Annotated in this window: 16 protein-coding genes, 1 other RNA gene and 1 pseudogene; 7 read left to right on the top strand and 11 right to left on the bottom strand. The window is 67.3% G+C overall.

What is annotated here, in order from left to right:
- Nucleotides 1–209: 209 nt before the first annotated feature.
- The 5 genes from yihA to ttcA all read right to left on the bottom strand — a co-directional run bounded on the left by yihA (nt 210) and on the right by ttcA (nt 5,177).
- A complete protein-coding gene (yihA, locus tag AC13D8_RS03075; protein WP_482967565.1) occupies nt 210–872 on the bottom strand; it encodes a ribosome biogenesis GTP-binding protein YihA/YsxC in 663 nt (220 codons plus the stop codon).
- Nucleotides 872–1,615 (bottom strand): MOSC domain-containing protein, encoded by a 744-nt coding sequence (locus AC13D8_RS03070; protein ID WP_482967564.1) that lies wholly within the window; start codon nt 1,613–1,615, stop codon nt 872–874. The genes yihA and AC13D8_RS03070 overlap by 1 nt, the downstream gene beginning before the upstream one ends.
- Complete coding sequence (yidC, locus tag AC13D8_RS03065; RefSeq protein ID WP_482967563.1) at nt 1,615–3,459, bottom strand: membrane protein insertase YidC; 1,845 nt, start codon at nt 3,457–3,459, stop codon at nt 1,615–1,617. The genes AC13D8_RS03070 and yidC overlap by 1 nt, the downstream gene beginning before the upstream one ends.
- Nucleotides 3,460–3,642: 183 nt before the next feature.
- Nucleotides 3,643–4,266 (bottom strand): hypothetical protein, encoded by a 624-nt coding sequence (locus tag AC13D8_RS03060; RefSeq protein ID WP_482967562.1) that lies wholly within the window; start codon nt 4,264–4,266, stop codon nt 3,643–3,645.
- 41 nt (nt 4,267–4,307) lie between these two features.
- On the bottom strand, nt 4,308–5,177 hold the full coding sequence (gene ttcA / locus AC13D8_RS03055; protein ID WP_482967561.1) for a tRNA 2-thiocytidine(32) synthetase TtcA: 870 nt from the start codon (nt 5,175–5,177) through the stop codon (nt 4,308–4,310).
- Nucleotides 5,178–5,419: 242 nt separating this feature from the next.
- On the opposite strand from ttcA, the gene AC13D8_RS03050 reads away from it, so the two are divergent.
- The 5 genes from AC13D8_RS03050 to AC13D8_RS03030 all read left to right on the top strand — a co-directional run bounded on the left by AC13D8_RS03050 (nt 5,420) and on the right by AC13D8_RS03030 (nt 9,279).
- Nucleotides 5,420–5,920, top strand: a complete 501-nt coding sequence (locus AC13D8_RS03050; protein ID WP_482967560.1) for a type III secretion system chaperone family protein — start codon at nt 5,420–5,422, stop codon at nt 5,918–5,920.
- Between the two features lie 36 nt (nt 5,921–5,956).
- Nucleotides 5,957–6,772, top strand: coding sequence for a pyrroline-5-carboxylate reductase (gene proC, locus AC13D8_RS03045; protein ID WP_482967559.1), 816 nt, complete (start codon nt 5,957–5,959; stop codon nt 6,770–6,772).
- Entirely contained in the window at nt 6,765–7,103 is a 339-nt protein-coding gene (locus AC13D8_RS03040; RefSeq protein WP_482967558.1) for a tRNA-binding protein, read from the top strand. Before proC ends, AC13D8_RS03040 begins: the two co-directional genes overlap by 8 nt.
- Nucleotides 7,100–8,056, top strand: a complete 957-nt coding sequence (locus AC13D8_RS03035) for a 2-hydroxyacid dehydrogenase (protein ID WP_482967557.1) — start codon at nt 7,100–7,102, stop codon at nt 8,054–8,056. The genes AC13D8_RS03040 and AC13D8_RS03035 overlap by 4 nt, the downstream gene beginning before the upstream one ends.
- A 101-nt stretch (nt 8,057–8,157) precedes the next feature.
- Entirely contained in the window at nt 8,158–9,279 is a 1,122-nt protein-coding gene (locus tag AC13D8_RS03030) for a beta-ketoacyl-ACP synthase III (RefSeq protein WP_482967556.1), read from the top strand.
- A 23-nt stretch (nt 9,280–9,302) separates the two neighbouring features.
- Here the strand turns inward: AC13D8_RS03030 and AC13D8_RS03025 are convergent, their stop codons facing one another.
- From AC13D8_RS03025 to AC13D8_RS03010, 4 genes are all read right to left on the bottom strand, one after another.
- On the bottom strand, nt 9,303–9,632 hold the full coding sequence (locus AC13D8_RS03025; RefSeq protein WP_482967555.1) for a DUF1294 domain-containing protein: 330 nt from the start codon (nt 9,630–9,632) through the stop codon (nt 9,303–9,305).
- A 48-nt stretch (nt 9,633–9,680) separates the two neighbouring features.
- Nucleotides 9,681–10,274 carry a recombination mediator RecR gene (gene recR / locus AC13D8_RS03020; protein ID WP_104020344.1) on the bottom strand — a complete coding sequence of 198 codons (594 nt, stop codon included), beginning with the start codon at nt 10,272–10,274 and terminating at the stop codon, nt 9,681–9,683.
- 69 nt (nt 10,275–10,343) lie between these two features.
- The gene (locus AC13D8_RS03015) at nt 10,344–10,688 is read right to left on the bottom strand and encodes a YbaB/EbfC family nucleoid-associated protein (RefSeq protein ID WP_482967554.1); all 345 of its coding nucleotides are present in this window, start codon (nt 10,686–10,688) and stop codon (nt 10,344–10,346) included.
- A 104-nt stretch (nt 10,689–10,792) separates the two neighbouring features.
- Nucleotides 10,793–12,562 (bottom strand): DNA polymerase III subunit gamma/tau, encoded by a 1,770-nt coding sequence (locus AC13D8_RS03010; RefSeq protein ID WP_482967553.1) that lies wholly within the window; start codon nt 12,560–12,562, stop codon nt 10,793–10,795.
- A gap of 112 nt (nt 12,563–12,674) precedes the next feature.
- Here AC13D8_RS03010 and AC13D8_RS03005 point away from each other — a divergent pair, with 112 nt between their 5' ends.
- Complete coding sequence (locus AC13D8_RS03005) at nt 12,675–13,172, top strand: protein-tyrosine phosphatase family protein (protein WP_482967552.1); 498 nt, start codon at nt 12,675–12,677, stop codon at nt 13,170–13,172.
- Here the strand turns inward: AC13D8_RS03005 and ffs are convergent.
- Together ffs and AC13D8_RS02995 are read right to left on the bottom strand one after the other, a co-directional pair.
- Nucleotides 13,167–13,264: signal recognition particle sRNA small type (gene ffs / locus AC13D8_RS03000), an RNA gene on the bottom strand. The two genes, AC13D8_RS03005 and ffs, sit on opposite strands and share 6 nt — an antisense overlap.
- Before the next feature lie 111 nt (nt 13,265–13,375).
- Nucleotides 13,376–15,205, bottom strand: a pseudogene (locus AC13D8_RS02995) (bifunctional 2',3'-cyclic-nucleotide 2'-phosphodiesterase/3'-nucleotidase); the annotation flags it as partial.
- Between the two features lie 211 nt (nt 15,206–15,416).
- On the opposite strand from AC13D8_RS02995, the gene nudC reads away from it, so the two are divergent.
- Nucleotides 15,417–16,388, top strand: a complete 972-nt coding sequence (nudC, locus tag AC13D8_RS02990) for an NAD(+) diphosphatase (protein WP_482967551.1) — start codon at nt 15,417–15,419, stop codon at nt 16,386–16,388.
- The last annotated feature ends 25 nt before the right edge of the window (nt 16,389–16,413 follow it).

Raw genomic sequence — 16,413 nt, 5'->3', positions numbered from 1 at the left:
TGAGCCGCGCCATCGCATGTCCGCGGGCAGGCGATCCGACGGCTGTTCATAGCGCTTTATTTCTGCTTTCCCGCAAAAGATTTAGTCGGTGCACTGGCTTAGCCAAATCGCCTGTCCGGGGGGGCGGACATGCGATGGCGCGGCGGCCTTCGGCCTTGAATCCGCGCCGGGACCAGATCCCGAACAACCCCTCCAGGCCAACAGCCCCCTCACCCCTCCTGTCCCAGCGCCGCGATGGTGGCGCGCAGGGTGGCGAGCCCCTCGCCCTTTTCCGAGGAAGTGAGGATCAGCTCGGGGTAGGCCGCCGGGTGCGGGGCGAGGCGCTCGCGGACCTGCGCGAGCACCTTTTCCCGGGTGCCTGCGGCGATCTTGTCGGTCTTGGTCAGCACGCATTGGAAGGGCACGGCGGCGCGGTCGAGCAAGGCCATGATCTCTTCGTCCACCGGCTTGACGCCGTGGCGGGCATCGACCAGCACGAAGGCGCGGCGCAGGCTGGCGCGGCCCGAGAGATATGTCTTTAGCAGCGCCTGCCATTTGCGCACCACGTCGAGCGGCGCATTGGCATAGCCATAGCCGGGCAGGTCGACGAGGTAGTGACTGTCGCCGAGGGTGAAGTAATTGATTTCTTGCGTGCGCCCGGGCGTGTTGGAGGCGCGCGCCAGTGCCTTGCGCCCGGTGAGCGCGTTGATGAGCGAGGACTTGCCCACGTTGGAGCGACCCGCGAAGCAGACCTCGGTGCGGTCGGCGGGTGGCAAGCCGGACATGGCCACCACGCCCTTGAGGAAATCCACCTCGCCGGCGAAGAGCTTGCGCCCGGCCTCGGCGTGCTCGGTGTCGGGCGGCTCGGCCTCCGGGAAGGGCAGGCGTTGCATCACAGCACCTCGATCCGGTCACCCACGGCAAGCGTGCCGCCGCGGGTCACCTCGGTATAGATACCGAAATCCTGCGCTCCGCGCGTGTTGTTGAGCGCCCCGAGCGTGTCGAGATCGCGCGCCCCGGTCCCGGGATTGGCCGTGGTCGCCATGCAGCGCCGGATCGGCTCGCGCACGCGCAACTCCGCCTCGCCGATGCGCAGCGTCCGGTCGACGAGATCGAATTCTGCCCACGGCTCCATGCCATCGACATGGATGTTGCAGCGCCACCGCAGCGGCGACACCTCGGCGCCCATCTGCGCGGCCAGGTCGGCATTGGAGGCAAGGTTCAGCAGGCTCACCGAGGGGTAATCCGTATCCGTCAGCCCGCGCCCGTCGAGCCGGAAGAGCCGCACCGAGCGCGCGCGGCTTGAAGGCATGAGCGGCGCGACCCAGTCGAGAAACGCCTGTGCGTCGCGGTCGGGATCGAAGGTCAGGTCGGGGCGGTCAGGGTGGGTGAGGGTCACGCGGCCTGCCGCCTCGTCCACCTGCGCGTCGATCGCCATCAATGCGGGCGCCTTGGCCCCGATGGAGAAATTCGTGCAGGGTGCCCATTCGCCTTCGGTGAGGCGCGCCAGCTCGTGCGCGACGGCCCAGCGTCGATCCCACGGCATCGCCTGCCCGCGGCTCAGCGTCACGCGGCGCAGCGCCTCGCGCCCGTGCCCCTTGACCGGGTGGCGCCAGAGGGCACTGACCCGCGCCATCACTTCTTCTTGCCCGTATCCGGGGCGGGCTTGTTGGCGCGCCTGAAGCTCGCTTTGATATTGCCGAACACGTCCGGCTTGTGCCCGTGGCTGCGCATGATCGCGTATTGCTGGGTGAAGGTGATCATGTTGTTGGCGATCCAGTAGATCACCAGACCCGAGGCGAAGCTGCCGAGCATGAACATGAACACCCAGGGCATCCAGGCAAAGATCATCTTTTGCGTGGGATCGGTCGGGGTCGGGTTCAGCTTTTGTTGCAGCCACATCGACACGCCGAGGCAGAGCGGGAGGATACCAATGAAGATGAGCGCGAGAACCGAGCCGGGCTCGGGCGCGGCCCAGGGCAGCAGGCCCCAGAGATTGTAGAGCGACGAGGGATCGGGCGCGGAGAGATCGCGGATCCAGCCGATCCACGGCGCGTGGCGCAATTCGAGCGTGACGAAGATCACCTTGTAGAGCGAGAAGAAGATCGGGATCTGCAGCAGGATGGGCAGGCAGCCCGCCGCCGGGTTGACCTTTTCCTTCTTGTAGAGCGCCATCATCTCCTGCTGGAGCTTCTGGCGGTCGTCGCCAGCGATCTCCTTGATCTTCTCCATCTCGGGCTGGAGTTCCTTCATCTTGGCCATAGAGACGTAGGATTTGTAGGCCAGCGGCAGCACCAGCGCCTTGATCGCGAGGGTGAGCGCGATGATCGCCCAGCCCATGTTGCCGATCATCAGGTTGAACCAGTGCAGCGCCGCGAAGATCGGCTTGGTCAGGAAGAAGAACCAGCCCCAGTCGATCGAGTCGAGAAAGCCGTTGACGCCGTCCTCGTCCTGGTAGCGGCGGATGGTGGCCCATTCCTTTGCCCCCGCGAAAAGGCGGCTGTCGGCGGTGACCGTCTCGCCGGGGGCGAGACTCCGGGTCTGCTGCACGGTTTCGGTCTGGTAGATGCCGCGCTGCGGATCGTACTTGGTGACGGCCTTGAAAGGCGTGCCGGGCGCGGGGATGAGCGTGGTCATCCAGTAATGATCGGTGAATCCCAGCCAGCCGCCTTCGGTGACCTGCGTGACCTCGGCGGGCGCGCCCTCGCGGGGGTTCAAGGGATATTCCTCGACATCGTCGTAGTCGATCTCGGACAGCGTGCCGTCGGCCATGCCGATAAGGCCTTCGTGCAGGATGAAGAAATTCTTCATGTCGGCGGGCTGGCCGTGGCGGGCGATGATACCATAGGGGGCGAGGCTGACCTCGTTGTTGCCCCGGTTCTCGACCGTTTGGCGCACCGAGAACATGTAGTCCTCGTCCACGGATATCTCGCGGCGGAAGGTGAGGCCCGCGCCATTGTCCCACGACAGGGAGAGCGGCGCGCCGGGGCTGAGCGTGCCGCCGCTCTCGACCTGCCAGAGCGTGTTCGGCCCGGGCACCTGATCTGGCGCCAGTCCGGCGCCAGGGGCCCATCCGTGCAGCGCGTAATAGGGCGTGTCGCTGCCCAGCGGCGTGAGCAGGCGGACGACCGGGGATTCGGGGTCGATCGTCTCGCGGTAGTCCTTGAGCGACAACTCGTCGATGCGCCCGCCCTTTAGCGAGATCGAGCCGACGAGGCTCGGTGTGTCGATGGCGACGCGCGGCACATCGGCGGCGGCCTCCGCGGCGGCACCGGTCCCAGTCGCGGCTGTTGCGTCATTGTTGGCGGCGGGATCAGCGCTCGGCGTGGGGGCGAGCGGATCCTCGGCTTGCGACTCGGCGGCGGGGGCGTTGGGATCGGTGGGCGCGGGTTCCGGCGGCGGGAACATCACGAACCAGACGAGGATCACGAGAAAGCTGAGCGCCGTCGCGAAAATGAGATTCTTGTTCTGATCGTCCATCGCCGGGACCCGTCCGTCATTTATTTGCCTTGGGGCGTTCAACAGAGTGAGGCCCCAAAGGTCAAGCGGATTCCGGGATCGGGTGGTGACCCGGGCGGTATCGGTCGGGATATGCGGCGGTAGCGGCGCCGCACGCGTGAGCGGCCCCGCGCGCCCGTCCCTTGTACCGGCGGTCAGCCGCCTTCATGGACGGATGGCGGCGAGGCTATCGGCGATCATCGCCCGCCCGCTGCGTGTGCCCGGCTGTGGCTCCAGGCAGAAGCCGGACGCGACGGCGAGCCCCTCGGCCCGTTGGAGGCCGGACAGGCACGCCGCGGCATGAGCCTGAAGCCGGGCGGCGAGGCGTTGGGCCGCCGCGGTGTCCATCCCTCGCGCGCCGCTTGGGATCACGCCGAACTGCCCGCAGCCCAGGTCGAACAGTGCATCCTCGCGCCGAAGGCGATGGGAGAGGTGGTCGAGGCACGTCGTCACCAGCCGTTCACCCAACGTGTCCCGTACCCCGTCGAAGCCCGCAATCTCGAGCGTGACGCACAGCACCGGGTGGCGCGTGCGCCGGGCGGTGCGCAGGCGGCGATCGAGGGCCGCAGCCATTTCCGCCATCTGACCGGGCATGACACGACGGCGCCGCCCGCTGCCGTGGGTGGTGGTCTTGCGCGGGATCAGAACCAGGGCGAAGGGCAGGCCGAGCGCCAGCGCGGAGGGGCCGAACCACACGAATGCCAGCCCCAGCGCCAGCGCGAGGATCGCGACTTGCGGCCCGCGCATGGCGGCCAGCGCGCTTCGCAGGGCGTATCGAGCCTGGTGCATGGAAATCTCCGTCAACAGGGGCGCAGCCTAGGCGCACGCGGTTAACGGAGGGTTGGCATCGCCGGCTCTTTTGTCTCGGATTTTAGGGGGTCGCGGGTCAGCCCGGCGAAATCGAACAACGCCGGGTCGAGCAGGTGCGAGGGGCGGGCATTCATCAGCGCGCGGAACATCTTTTGCCGCCGACCCGGATGGTTGGCCTCCCACTCGTCGAGCAGGCGCTTGACCTGCTGACGCTGAAGCCCGTCCTGCGACCCGCACAGGTCGCAGGGAATGATCGGGTAGTCCATCGCTCGCGCGAACCGCTCGCAATCGGCCTCGGCCACGTGGGCGAGGGGGCGGTAGACGAATAGGTCGCCCTCTTCGTTGACGAGCTTGGGCGGCATGGTGGCGAGCCGCCCGCCATGGAAGAGGTTCATGAAGAAGGTCTCGAGGATGTCGTCGCGGTGATGGCCGAGCACCACCGCCGAGCAGCCCTCTTCGCGGGCGATGCGGTATAGATTTCCCCTGCGCAGACGGGAGCATAGCGCGCAATAGGTGCGCCCCTGCGGCACCTTGTCCATGACGATGGAATAGGTGTCCTGATACTCGATCCGGTGGGGCACGCCGCGTGCTTTGAGGAACTCGGGCAGGACCGTGGCGGGAAATCCGGGCTGCCCCTGATCGAGATTGCAGGCGAGCAGGTCGACCGGTAGCAGGCCCCGCCATTGCAGCTCGTGCAGCACGGCGAGCAGGGTGTAGCTGTCCTTGCCGCCCGAGAGGCAGACAAGCCAGCGAGCCCCCTTCTCGACCATGCCGTATTGCTCCACCGCCTCGCGCACCTCGCGCACGATGCGCTTGCGCAGCTTGCGGAATTCGGTGCTGGCGGGAGCGCCGTGGAAGAGTGGATGGATATCGTCGGCTGTGTCGGTCATGGCCCGCGCTTTAGGGCCTATCGGGGCGTCGGGCAAGGGCGGCGGCGGTGGTCTGCATCTTGAGGCCACCCCTCCTGCCTCAACAACTTATTGCGGAAATCCCCAACAAATTGCTTTACAGCCCATGAATATGCCCGCACCATATCTTGTATGGGCGGGTGGATGCACCTCCGCTCGTAGAGCAGGCACCTAGCGTTTGGGGTGCAAGGCCACCCCCGCGCTACAGCATATGAGGCGGCGCCATGGCACTTTCCGAGCATGATCTGAGCGCGGATCTTCATCCCATCGACCTTGTCGAGCACATAGCAGAACATCACGACTGGGAATTCGACCGCATTGGTGATGATCAAATCGCGATGGCGATCGAGGGGCAGTGGCGCACCTATTCCATCACGCTCGCATGGTCGGGCCATGACGAGACGCTGCGCATGGTCTGTACCTTCGAGATGGAGCCCCCCGAAGAGCGCCTGCCGGTGCTCTACGAGATGCTCAACCTGATCAACGATCAGTGCTGGTCGGGCGCGTTCACCTGGTGGGACGAGCAGAAGCTCATGGTGTGGCGCTATGGATTGGTCATGGCGGGCGCGCCGGGGGCGACGGCAGAGCAGATCGACACGCTGCTGGGCGCGGCGGTGATGAGCGCCGAGCGCTATTATCCGGCCTTTCAACTGGCGATCTGGGGCGACAACAGCCCGAAGGACGCGATGCAGGTCGCCATTGCAGAGGCCTACGGTCGCGCGTAAACCTCGGCCCGCAACGAGACGGCGCGGGAGGGGTTCATGACGAAGGAAGAGATCGGCGAGCGGGGCCTCGTGCTTCTTGGCTGCGGCAAGATGGGCGGCGCGATGCTGAAGGGCTGGCTCGATGGCGGGCTGACGCCGGGCGCGGTGCACGTTGTCGATCCGCACCCGGCGGAGTGGCTGGGCGCGGCGGGCGTGAACGTCAACGCCGAATTGCCGCCCGACCCGGGCGTGGTGCTGATCGCGGTCAAGCCGCAGATGATGGCCGACGCGTTGCCGACGCTCAGGGGCTATGGCAACGGCGCGACGCTGTTCGTGTCGGTGGCCGCCGGCACCACCATCGCCACCTGCGAGGAGATGCTGGGCGCGGCCACGCCAATCGTGCGCGCCATGCCCAACACCCCCGCTGCGGTGGGGCGCGGGATTACTGCGATCATCGGCAACGCCCACGCCACGCCCGCCCATCTGGACGCGACCGAGGCGCTGCTCAGGGCGGTGGGACAGGTGGTGCGGCTGGAGAGCGAGGATCAGATGGACGCGGTCACCGGGCTGTCGGGCTCGGGACCGGCCTACGTGTTTCACATGATCGAGTGCATGGCGCGGGCGGGCGAGGCGCAGGGGCTGGCCCCTGCGCTGGCGATGCAACTGGCACAGGCCACCGTCGCAGGCGCCGGTGCGCTGGCCGAGGCCGCCGACGAGACGCCCGCAGAGCTGCGCAAGAACGTGACAAGCCCCAATGGCACCACGCAAGCGGGGCTGGAAGTGCTGATGGACGAGGCCACCGGCCTGCCGCCGCTGATGGCACGCACGGTCGCCGCCGCTGCCGACCGTTCGCGTGAGCTACGCGATGGCTGAGATCAGTTTCGACGATTTTCTCAAGGTCGATATCCGGTTGGGCCGCGTCACCCGTGCCGAGCCCTATCCGGAGGCGCGCAAGCCCGCGATCAAGCTCTGGGTCGATTTCGGCCCGGAGATCGGTGAGAAGAAATCGAGCGCGCAGATCACGGCGCATTACACGCCCGACGCGCTCGTCGGGAGGCAGGTGCTGGCGGTGGTCAACTTTCCGCCCCGGCAGATCGGCAAGTTCGTCTCGGAGGTGTTGGTGCTGGGGCTGAGCGATGCCGCGGGCGAAGTAGTGCTGATCGCGCCGGACAAGGACGTGCCCGAAGGCGGGAGGCTGCATTGAAACGGATTCTCATTACACGTCCCATGCCCGCGCGGGTGGTGGCCGAGGCAGAGACGCATTTCGATGTGGAGATGCGCGAGGAAAACACGCCCCTCAAGCCCGGGCAGATGCGAGGCGCGCTGGCGCTCTATGACGGGATCCTGCCGACGCTGGGCGACATGTTCTCGGCGGAGGTGTTCGAGGACGCGGAGGGAAGCCGCTGCCGGATTCTTGCCAATTTCGGGGTGGGCTACAATCATATCGACGTGGCCGCCGCGCGCGCCGCGGGGATTGCCGTCACCAACACGCCGGGCGCTGTGACCGATGCCACCGCCGATATCGCGATGATGCTGATCCTGATGAGCGCGCGCCGAGCGGGCGAGGGCGAGCGGTTGCTGCGCGCGGGCCGCTGGACCGGCTGGAACCCGACGCAGATGCTGGGCACCCATGTCACCGGCAAGACGGTTGGGATCGTTGGCATGGGGCGCATCGGGCAGGCCATTGCACGGCGCTGCCATCACGGTTTCGGCATGGAGGTGCTCTATTACAACCGCTCTGCCAAGGCGGTGGATATCCCGTCGCGGCAGGTGGAGAGTATCGAGGCGCTGGCCTCAGAAGCCGATTTCCTCGTGGCCGCCGTGCCGGGTGGAGCCGAGACGCGGAAAATCATCGGGCCGGAGGTGCTGGCGGCGATGAAGCCCACGGCGCATCTAATCAACATCGCACGCGGCGACGTGGTTGACGAGGCGGCGCTGATCGACGCGCTGCGCGAGCGGCGCATTTCGGGCGCGGGGCTCGATGTCTACGAGCGCGAGCCCGAGGTGCCCGAGGTGCTGCGCAAGATGGAGAACGTGACGCTGCTGCCGCATCTGGGCACCGCTGCATTGGAGGTGCGCGAGGCGATGGGGCTGCTGGCAGTGGAGAACCTGCGCGCCTTTTTTGCCGGAGAAGACCCGCCCAACCCGGTGAATTGAGTATTTCGGGAAAGGTGAATCCGGGTGGTCTTGCGCGACGTCGCGCTTGACCTTGGCGCGCGGCTGCGTTGATCTGGCGGGAAACTCTGGGGGAGAGGTTCATGGTGCAGCCCGCGATCACGGGATCGGGCGTGTTCACGCCGCCGCAGGTCATCAGCAACGAGGAACTGGTGGCGGCCTACAATGCCCATGCCGAGGCGTTCAATGCGGCCCACGCCGATGCGATCGCAGCCGGGGAGGTAGAGGCCAAGGCGCCGTCTTCGCCTGAGTTCATTCTCAATGCCTCGGGGATCGAGCGTCGGCATGTCATGGACAAGGCTGGGGTGCTCGACCCGGAAGTGATGCATCCGATCCTGCGGGAGCGCAGCGATGACGAGCCGGGGATCATGACCGAGATCGCGCTGGAGGCTTGCGGGACGGCGCTGGCGCAGGCGGGGCGCGAGGCGGGCGAAATCGACCTGGTGATCTGTGCCGCGTCGAACCACGAGCGGCCCTATCCGGCGATCGCCATCGAGATACAGGAGGCGCTCGGCGCGGGCGGCTTTGCCTTCGATATGAACGTGGCGTGCTCCTCGGCGACCTTCGGTATCCAGGCGGCGGCGGACATGATCCGCGCGGGCAGTGCGCGGCGCGCGCTGGTGGTCAGCCCCGAGATCTGTTCGGGGCATCTGGAATGGCGCGACCGGGACTGTCATTTCATCTTTGGCGACGTGTGCACGGCGCTGGTGATCGAGGCGGCAGAGGAGGCGCGCGCGCCGCATTTCCGCATCCTCTCGACCCGCTGCGCCACGAAATTCTCCAACAATATCCGCAACAACAACGGCTTTCTGCGACGCACCCGGCCCGGCCACATGGAGGACCGGCGCGACATGCTTTTCGTTCAGGAGGGGCGCCGCGTGTTCAAGGAGGTGCTGCCGCTCGTTTCGGCGCATATCGCGGAGCATCTCGACGCGGTGGGGGTGGCGTCGGGCGATCTGCGACGGCTATGGCTGCACCAGGCCAACAAGACGATGAACGATTTCATCGGTCGCAAGGTGATGGGGCGCGTACCCGACCCGGGCGAGCAGCCCAACATCCTGCAGGATTATGCCAACACGTCCTCGGCTGGCTCGATCATCGCGTTCTCGCAGTATTCCGACGATCTCAACCCTGGCGACAAGGGGCTGATCTGTTCGTTCGGGGCGGGCTATTCGGTGGGGTCGGTGCTGGTCGAGCGCGCCTGAGGGTTGGTGCGGGCGGGCGCTGCTCAGCCGAATAGCGCGCTCGAGGCATCCCTCAGCACGGTCACGACCGAGGCCCGGAAATCCGGCAGGACCAGCGCCGACACCAGACCGATATGCAGTACGATGATGGCGTTGAGCGAGGTGCGGAACGGCTCCTTGCGGGTCTTGTGGCGGAACACGCCCTGCCCGGTCTTGGCCCCGAACGCGCCGCCGACGAGGCACAGCGTCAGTAGCGTGCTCTCGGGCACGCGCCAACGCCGGTGAATGGCGCATTGCTTGTCCCACCAGAACAGTCCGAAGGTCACGAGATTGAGAAACAGAAGATAACTGGTAGCGAGAGCCAGCGGGGTCATGGCGGCCTATCGGATAGCAGGCGGCAGGGGATGCCGCGGTGATGGTGTCTAGATCGACTTGCGCGCCGCGAACGCCGCGCCGATCGTTCCGTCGTCGAGATAATCCAGTTCGCCGCCGATGGGAACACCCTGTGCGAGCGATGTGAGCGTCACTGTGCCGTCAAGCTGATCGGCGATGTAATGGGCGGTGGTTTGCCCATCCATGGTGGCGTTGAGCGCGAGGATCACCTCGGTCACTTCCTCCTCGGCTACGCGCGCCACGAGTTGCGGGATGCGCAGGGCCTCGGGTCCCACCTGATCGAGCGCGGAGAGCGTGCCGCCCAGCACATGATAGCGCCCGCGAAACGCCTGCCCGCGCTCCATCGCCCACAGGTCGGCCACGTCCTCGACCACGCATATCTGACCTTGCGCGCGTTTCGGCGAGGCACAGATGTCGCAAATCTCGGTGGTGCCGATATTGCCGCAGCGTGCGCATTCACGCGCAGTGGCGGCGACGGTCTGCATGAGGTCGGCGAGCGGGGTGAGCAACAGTGTGCGCTTGCGGATCATGTGCAGCACCGCGCGCCGGGCCGAGCGCGGCCCGAGGCCGGGCAGGCGTGCCATCATGTCGATGAGGGCGTCTATGTCTCGGGTGCTGCTCAATCGTCGGATCCGTTTCGATGGCGGGTGCCTGTCGCGCGAGAGTATTGCCGGAAAGATGAAGATCGCGTGTCAGAACGGCAGCTTCATGTCCTTGGGCAGGCCCATGCCCTCGGTGATCTTGCCCATCTCCTCTTGTGCGCGCTCGCTGGCCTTGGATTGCGCATCCTTGATCGCGGCCAGGATCAGGTCCTCGACCACTTCCTTGTCATCGGCGTTGAAGATCGAGGGGTCGATGTCGAGGGATTTCAGCTCGCCCTTGGCCGTGCATGTCGCCTTGACGAGGCCCGCGCCGCTTTCGCCCTCGACCATGATGTCGTGCATCTCTTCCTGCAGCGCGGCCATCTTCTCCTGCATTTCCTGCGCGGCCTTCATCATCTTGGCCATGTCGCCCATCTGGCCCAAACCCTTGAACATGATGTGATCTCCTCTGGATCGGGGCCCGCGTGCGGGCGGGCCGGAGTAATAGAAGTCGTCTTGAACCATATCGGTGCGCGAAAGGCCACGGACAAGCAGTCAGGTCAATCCTCTTCGAACGGATCCCATTCGTCCTCGACCTCGGGCAACGCCTCTGCGCCGGCCTCGGTGGTGATTTCCTCGGCGGTGCGGATGCCGGTGATGCTCGCGCCGGGGAAGGCCGCGAACACCGCCTTGACCAGCGGGTGGTCGCGCGCCTCCTCTCGGAGCGCGTTCTCCTCGGCCTCGCGGGCCTCGCGCAGGGTGGGGGTGGTGGCGGAATTCGTGAGGCTGACCGCCCAGCGTGCGCCGGTCCAGCGTTGCAGCGCGCTGCCAAGCCGCTGCGCGAGATCGGCGGGTGCGTCCGGGGTGGGGGTGAATTCGATCCGCCCGGGACGATAGGCGGCGAGGCGCAGGCAGCCCTCGACCTCGATCAGCAGCTTCGCGTCGCGATGGGCGCGGATGAGCTCGAGCACATGCTCGAAGCTGGGGTATCCGGCAAGCGCCTCCTGCGTCGCTGGCGCGCGGGCCGTCACCTGCCCGCCGCCGTGCGCGCGCGGGCCTTGCGGTGCGGCATGGGTGGGGTGGGGCAGCGGGGTGCCCTGCGCTGGTTCGCCCTGGCCCTGCGCCTGCGGGCGTGCACCGCCGCCACCGCCCGGGGCCGGGGTCGGGCCGTCCGACAGGCGGCGTACGAGATCCTCGGGCGTGGGCAGGTCGGCCACGTGGGTGAGCCGGATCACGGCCATCTCGGCCGCCATCATCGCGTTCGGGGCCTCGGCCACCTCGTCGAGCGCCTTCAAGAGCATCTGCCACATGCGGGTGAGAACACGCATCGGCAGCTTTGCCGCCATCTCCTGCCCGCGGGCGCGCTCGTCAGGGCCGATGGTGGGGTCGTCGGCGGCGTCCGGTGTGATCTTGACCACGGAAATCCAGTGCGTGATCTCTGACAGGTCGCGCATTACGGCGAGCGGGTCGGCCCCTTCGGCATACTGCGCGCCGAGTTCCGACAGCGCGCCCGCCGCGTCGCCGCGCAGGATCATGTCGAACAGGTCGAGCACCCGGCCCCGATCGGCCAGCCCCAGCATGGCGCGGACCTGGTCGGCGGTCGTTTCGCCCGCGCCGTGGCTGATCGCCTGATCGAGCAGCGAGGTGGCATCGCGGGCCGAGCCTTCTGCGGCGCGGGTGATGAGGGCGAGCGCCTCGTCGGTGATCTGCGCATCTTCGGTGTCGGCGATCCGGTGCAACAGGCCGATCATCGCCTCGGGCTCGATCCGGCGCAGATCGAACCGCTGGCAGCGCGACAGCACGGTGACCGGCACCTTGCGTATCTCGGTGGTGGCGAAAATGAATTTCACATGCGCTGGCGGCTCCTCGAGCGTCTTGAGCAGCGCGTTGAAGGCCGAGGTGCTGAGCATGTGCACCTCGTCGATGATGTAGATCTTGTAGCGGGCCGAGGCGGCGCGGTAATGCACGCTCTCGATGATGTCGCGGATGTCGCCCACGCCGGTACGGCTGGCCGCGTCCATCTCGAGCACGTCGACATGGCGCCCCTCCATGATCGCCACGCAATGCTCGCATTGCCCGCAAGGGTCGGTCGTCGGGCTGCCGTTGCCATCCAGACCGATGCAGTTCATCCCCTTGGCAATGATGCGCGCCGTGGTCGTCTTGCCGGTGCCGCGGATGCCGGTCATGATGAAGGCCTGCGCGATGCGGTCGGCCTGGAACGCGTTTTTCAGCGTGCGCACCATCGCATCCTGCCCGACGAGGTCGGCAAAGGTCTCGGGGCGGTATTTCCGTGCGAGGACCTGGTAGCCGGTATCGGGGGATCGGGACATGCGGGGCACCTGCCGGATTCGGATGACGGGCTCAGGGTAAGGCCCGGCCGGGGACGCGTCCACCTTGCTTTTCGCCGTGGGTTGCAGAAACTCGGGTGAGGGGGAGGGTGCCATGAGTGACTTTGTCATCCATGCCTTGCACGTGGGCGGCGGCACGCTGGCGCTGGCGCCGGTGCCGGGTGCGGGCGGGGCCTATGGCGCCGATATGGCGCATCTGCGGGACTGGCGCCCGGCGCTGGTGATCTCGCTGACAACCGAGGCCGAGATGGTTGCCGCGGGGGCGGGCGGACTGGCGTTCGATGTACAGGCATCGGGCGCGCGCTGGATCGGCGTGCCGGTCGCGGATTTCGGTGTGCCGGACGCAGCACAGGCGGGGAACTGGACGCGGGCGCGGGCCGACGCGTTGGCGGCGCTGGCCGGGGGCGGCCGGGTACTGGTGCATTGCCGGGGCGGGTGCGGGCGCTCGGGCATGGCGGTGCTGCGGCTCATGGTGGAGGCGGGTGAGACGCCGGGGGCGGCCTTGGCCCGGCTGCGCGCTGTGCGGCCCTGCGCGGTCGAGACCGAGGCGCAGTTGGCCTGGGCCAAGGCTGGTGCTGAGGGAAAAGGGTGAGAGGCTGACAACGACCCAAGCGAGGCTCGTTACGGCTGCTTCCTTCCGGATCTGACCGGGTTGGCGAGGTGCCTGCCCGCGCCAACCTCTCGATCCCGGATATAGGCGTGCGCGCGCGGATTCGCAAGGGTGTGCGTGCTGTCGAGCGGCAGGCGCAGGTTCAGGAAACCCCTGTCATCCATTCCGATATCCTCGGCACCGAGCGCGGCGATATCGGAAGGATAGGCGCGCAGTCCCGGGCCGGTGACGAACAGGACCGAGGTATTGGGCGGCATGGGGGCGAAGCGCCACGTTTTCCGTGGCGCGGGCGCGACAACGCCGGTCGCGGCGACATGGCCAGCGAGGATCTCGCGGATGGGACGCTCGGCGCTGTGAACGAGCGCGTGCCCGGCCATTGCCTCGAATGGGCCGCCGCCCCATGCGCGGTAGGAATTGGTGGCGATGACGAAGCGATCCGCGTCGCGCACCGGGCGACCGTCATGGGTCAGGTCGCGGATGCGTCGCGCGTCGGGGGCGATGAGCGTGCCCGAGAGGTCGTAGCGCGCCGGCGCCGCGAGGTCTATGGTGTAGCTAAGCCCGTCGATCACGTCGAATACATGGCCCGGGACATTCGCATTCCGGAGCGGCTGATCTGCCACCCCCGGCGAGATCCGGTTGAAGCAGATCGCCGCGCGTTCGAGCCAGTCGCGCAGCATGGCCCCGGTGACACACAGGCCGCAAAGCGTGTTGGGAAAGCCGTAGAGATCGGCGAGATGGCGCAGGCGCAAGGGGCCTGCGGGAATATCGGTATAGTGGCCCGGGCCGCCGCGTCCGCCGGTCTTGAACGGAGCCGAGGCCGACAGGACCGGTAGCCCGGCATGGGCGGTGCCCTTGAGCGCGGCGACGAGGGCGGCGCGCTGGGCGGCGTTGACAAGCGCGAGGCCGGGATCGTCGCGCGCAAGCGCGAGATAACTGTGCAGCGGCGCGCGGCTTTCACCGAGGGGGCGGCGAGTCAACCGCAGCGTATGGGCATGGGCGCGCGCCAGGCTTCGCCCGAGTTGAGGGCAGGGCGCGACCGTGCTGGCGGCGTGCAGTGTGGTGCGGTGCCCGGTGACGTGCCAGCCATCGCGGGTGTGCGCGAGGTGCAGGTCGATCATCCCGAGATGCGAGGCGGCAAATCCGGGTTTGACGCAAGGCGTGCCGTGCAGCGTGCCGGCCCCGATATCGGCGCCGGGCGTTCCCCGGTGGCCGGGGTCGGGAAAGCGGCGGTGGCTGTGTCCGGCGATAAGCGCGTCGAGGCCGGGCAGGCGCGCCAGCGCCAGCGCCGCGTTCTCCATCATCGGCCGGTCTGGCCCTGCGTCGATCCCGGTATGGGCGAGCGCGATCACCACGTCGGCCCCGGCGCGCCGGATCGCGGGGAGCCAGGCGCGGGCGGTCTCGACCATGTCGCGCAGCGCCAGTCGCCCCGTGAGATGGCCGTGATCCCAAGTGGTGGCCTGCGGTGGGGTGAGGCCGATCACCCCGATGCGCAGGTTGCGCGCGTTCCCGTCGCGGTCTTGCAGGGTGCGGTGCAGGATGGTGAAGGGTGGCAGGAACGGGGTGTCGTGCCGCGGCGTGGCCCCGAGGGCGCGCACGGCATTGGCGCAGATCACCGGAAACCGGGCCTGCGTCAGGGTGGTTTCGAGCCAGTCGATGCCGAAGTTGAATTCGTGATTGCCGAGCGTCGCGGCGTCATAGTGCATGTGGTTCATGGCGCGGACCACGGGGTGGTGCCCGCGCCAGCCATGTCCGGGCCGGGCGGTCAGGTCGGTGAGTGCCGTGCCTTGCAGGAAATCGCCGTTGTCGAGCAATAGGCAATTGTCCTCGCCCATCTCGGCCCGCGCCCGATGGACGAGTGTCGCCAGCCGAACGAGGCCTTGTCCGGCATCCGTTTTTCCATTGAAATAATCGTATGGCAGGAGGTGGCCGTGTACGTCCGAGGTGGCGAGAATCCGCAGCGTGGTCTCGGGGTGGCCCTGGATTTGTGGGTCGGGGGCTGTGAGCGGTTGGAACAATGCGAACGTCTCGTTGGAAGAATAAACGGGTGTGCCGAGCCTCTGCGTAGCACGGATGATGCTTGTTTTATCTTATGGTGTGTAAATGGCGGCACAATACCGCAAAGATTGAATTCGTTGATCTTCTCGGATTCGTGTGCACGCGTGATCTCCCGGCTTGCCCCCCGGCCCTTGCCGGTGACAGTAAGGGGCCGGGGCGAAGGAGGCAGGGATGCGGTGCGCGGAAGATGTGACATTCGGCGGCTCGGGGTTTGATCGGGCGGATGATCTGCGCGGGGACAGCGCCACGCTCGACGCGGCGTTGGCGGCTGGCCGTGCGCAGGCTGCGGTGCTGTGGCGCGGCAAGCCGCTGCTGGCGGGCGAGGGGCGCGATGGGCTGGCGCCGATGCGCTGCGATCATCCGGTGCTGGCGCGCTACAAGGTGCCGCCGATCCTGATTGGGCGCGACGACGGCGGTGAGCCGCTCTTTGCCTTCGACATCTCGGCATGGGTGCCGCCGGGCCTCGATCCGGAACAGCTCGACAGTTTTCTCGACGCCACGGAGCAGGTGCATCCCGACCTGCCCGAAGGCACTGTGTTTGCCGAATTGCGCCGCGTGATGTCCCGGCTCTCGCCGCGCGACGCCGAGATCGCGGCCACCGCCAAGGCGATCTTCGGCTGGCACGAAAGCCATCGCCATTGCGCCCGTTGCGGTGCGAAGAGCCGGATGATCCGGGCGGGCTGGCAGCGGGCCTGCGATGATTGCGGCGCGCAGCATTTTCCGCGCACCGACCCGGTGGCGATCATGCTGGTGACCCTTGGTAATGCCGTGCTGATGGGGCGGTCGCCCGGCTGGCCGGAGGGGATGTATTCGCTGCTTGCGGGGTTTATCGAACCCGGCGAGACGGTCGAGGCCGCGGTGCGCCGCGAGGTCTGGGAGGAGGCGGGCGTGCGCGTGGGCCGGGTGGACTATCTTGCCAGCCAGCCGTGGCCATTCCCGGCGTCGCTGATGCTGGGCTGTCGCGGAGAGGCCCTGAGCCGCGAGATTGCCATCGACCCCTACGAGATCGCGGACGCGCGCTGGATGAGCCGCGAGGAAATGCTGGCCGCCTTTGCCGGAGAGCACCCGCAGGTGTTGCCCGCCCGCGAGGGCGCGGTGGCGCATTTCCTGCTCAAGAACTGGCTTGCCGACAGGCTCGATTGAAGCGAGACTGTCACGCGGCGCACGG

Source organism: Roseovarius sp. B-10 (assembly GCF_056859295.1).
Note: the sequence above shows the minus strand (reverse complement) of the source record. Positions and strands in the feature narration are given on the sequence as shown.